Here is a 2861-nt window from a genome sequence, read left to right on the forward strand (position 1 = left end):
GGCATGGCTGGAACCATCCGTACCCCCAGGCGCGCGAGCTTCAGCATGTTCTCCAGGTGGATGGCGTTCAGCGGTGTTTCCCGCGGCACCAGCACCAACGGACGCCCCTCCTTGAGCATCACGTCCGCCGCCCGCTCGAGAAGGTTTCCGGAGTTGCCGCAGCTGATCCGGGAGAGGGTCCCCATCGAACACGGAACCACGACCATGGCCTCGGGAGCAGAAGACCCGCTGGCGATGGGGGAAAAGAAATCATCCTCCCGGTAGTAACGGATCGCATCGGGGTCGCTGTTGAAGCGGGAGGCGAGGATGGCGGCGAGGTCATCCTGCCGGCCGCTCCAGTCGAGGCCGCACTCTTCCTTCAGCACGGCAAAACCGGCCCCGCTTATCATCATGCTGACGCGGTGACCCGCCCGCAGCAGCTCTTCGGCCACCCTCAGCCCATAGACGGCACCCGATGCGCCGGTTATGGCCAGGGCGAAATGCCGGTCCTTCACGCCAGGCCCCCTTTGAGGGTGTCAAGCAGGGTGGCGAAGAAGACGGTGAGGCTTATGTAGCCGTTCATGTTGAAGAACGCGGCGTCAAGCCGCTCCAGGTCGCCCCCCCGCAGCAGCCAATGCTCGTAGAGGAGCATCGCGCAGGTGGCGACGCAGCCTGCCAGGTAGAAGGGCCCGAGATGCATGACGAGATAAACCGCGCAGAGGAAGCCGCAGGCTGCGACGTGGAAAATCCTGGCGGTCCAGAGCGAGCCCGTGACACCGAGCCTGACCGGAATCGAGTGTAGCCCGCTCCTCTTGTCGAAGTCGAGATCCTGCAACGCGTAGAGGATGTCGAAACCGGCCACCCAGAACATCACGGCGAGGGCCAGGAGAAAGGCCGGAAGCTCGGCCTGCCCGCGGATGGCGATCCAGGCACCGAGGGGCGCACCGGAGAGGCAGATGCCGAGGACCACGTGGGCCAGCGAGGTGAAGCGCTTGCAGTAGGAATAGAGCAGGATGAAGCCGAGCGCCAGCGGGGAAAGGTAGAGGCAGAGCGGGTTCAGCATCCGGGCGGCGAAGAGCATGAGGAGTATGGAAAGGGCGATGAAGACCAGCACCACGCCGCGTCCGAGAAGCCCTGCGGGAATGGCGCGCCCCCTGGTGCGCGGGTTCCGGCCGTCGATTTCGGCGTCGATGACGCGGTTCAGTCCCATGGCTGCGGTGCGCGCTCCGGCCATGGCGAGGACGATCCAGCCGGCCTGGGAGAGGCTCGGCAGACCGCGACCGGCCAAAAGCGCGCCGGTGAAGGCAAAGGGGAGGGCGAAAATCGTGTGGGAAAACTTTATCATCTCCAGGAAGACCCGAACCCTGGCGTAAAGCGTCATCTCTACTCCTGCCTGACTGCTCATATCGACCTTTCCGCTTTCCCTCTCAGGGAAAGCCATACTCACGCCAGCGCCTTTCGACCATGGCGCTGACGGATTGATCCTGTCTCAATTCCTCGAAGACGGCGCCCCCTTCTTCGGGGAGCTTCCGGGTGGCGTCGACGCCGAGGCAGCCGTCGCTGACCAGCAGGTCTTCCGGGAACCTCGTCGCGTTGACGGCTTGCCAGAAGGAGTGCCCGAGGCCCTCATGCGAGTCGGTGGCGTCGACCACGACTATCACTTTGCCCCTCCTGAGCCACCCGCTTTGCCGCAACGATTCCAGCACGCGGCGCCCCTGTCCGGGGGCGGTCTTCCTGATGGAGACCACCGCGCAGCCGTGGAAGATACCCTCCATCGGCATGGTGATGTCGACTATCTCCGGGCACTGCCTCCTGCTCAAGGGCAAGAGGAGCCGCTCGGCGGCCTTGGCCAGGTAGCAGTCCTCCATGGGGGGAGGCCCGACGATCGTGGCGGGGCAGATGAGGTCGGAGCGGTGGGTGATGCGGGTGACCCTGAGGACGGGTACCTCTTCGCCCTGGTCGTAGGCACCGGTGTGATTGCCGAATCGACCCTCCGGACGCGTCTCGCCCGGTTCTATGTACCCCTCGATCACCAGCTCCGCATGGGCCGGAACGCCCAGTTCGGAGGTCAGACAGCGCACCATCTCGACCGGTTCGCCCATAAGAAACCCGGCAAAAGAAAGCTCGTCAAAGGGTTCCGGCAGGGGGAGCGAGGCGGCAAGTGTCAGGGCCGGGCTTCCTCCGACGGCGATGGCCACCGGCATCCTGGCGCCATGCGCCGCATACTTCCGGAAATGGCTGTTGCCGCCGCTCCCTGCCTTCCAGCGGATCCCGGCGGTTGAGTCATCAAAGAGCCGGACCCGGTACATCCCGCAATTGTCGGCTCCGGTCTCGGGATCCCTGGTGAAGACCAGCGGCAGGGTGATGAAACGCCCCCCGTCACGGGGCCAGCTCATGAGGAAGGGGTAGCCGCCGAGGTCCGGATCCCCCTGCACCACCTCCTGGGACGGGGCCTTTTCAACCCACACCGGAGGCGGCGCGCTCTGTGGAGAGGCGAGAAGCTCCTCCATGCGGGCGGAGAGATCGTGGAGTTCTTCAACCCCGAGCGCTGCGGCCATCCGTGCAGACGAACCGAAGAGGTTGGTGGCTACCGGAAAAACGCTTCCCTTGACCCGCCGGAACAGCAGCGCCTTGCCCCCACCGGCGGCCTTGCTCTGCCGGTCGGTGATCGCCGCAATCTCGAGGAGAGGGTCGACCACCGCGTCCACCCGGTGGAGCTCGCCCGAGGCCTCGAGCCTGGCGAGAAAGCCGCGTAAATCCCTGTAGCCCATGGACAACCCCGCAATTTTCCTAAACGGAAGTTTTTATCACTTCCACCGGGCGAAGACAACGTTTTTCTTCCCCTGTCCCGGCCTCGTCGACCGTGGCAGGACCTTTATCCG

The 2861-nt window shown here is 64.8% G+C and carries 3 protein-coding genes; all 3 read right to left on the bottom strand.

Going from position 1 to position 2861, the window contains the following annotated elements:
* Positions 1-494: UbiX family flavin prenyltransferase (locus AC11W3_RS06410; protein WP_484092676.1), on the bottom strand; the 494-nt coding region annotated here is incomplete at its 3' end.
* Complete coding sequence (locus AC11W3_RS06415) at positions 491-1360, bottom strand: UbiA-like polyprenyltransferase (RefSeq protein WP_484090661.1); 870 nt, start codon at positions 1358-1360, stop codon at positions 491-493. The genes AC11W3_RS06415 and AC11W3_RS06410, both read right to left, overlap by 4 nt.
* 46 nt (positions 1361-1406) lie before the next feature.
* Positions 1407-2750, bottom strand: a complete 1344-nt coding sequence (locus AC11W3_RS06420; protein WP_484092677.1) for a UbiD family decarboxylase — start codon at positions 2748-2750, stop codon at positions 1407-1409.
* Between the last annotated feature and the right edge of the window lie 111 nt (positions 2751-2861).

Source organism: Geomonas sp. (assembly GCF_056994735.1).

What these genes read in the sequence shown, in the direction of transcription:
- AC11W3_RS06420 (WP_484092677.1), bottom strand. Translation starts at nt 2,750, where the DNA reads ATGGGCTACAGGGATTTACGCGGCTTTCTCGCCAGGCTCGAGGCCTCG.
- AC11W3_RS06415 (WP_484090661.1), bottom strand. Translation starts at nt 1,360, where the DNA reads ATGACGCTTTACGCCAGGGTTCGGGTCTTCCTGGAGATGATAAAGTTT.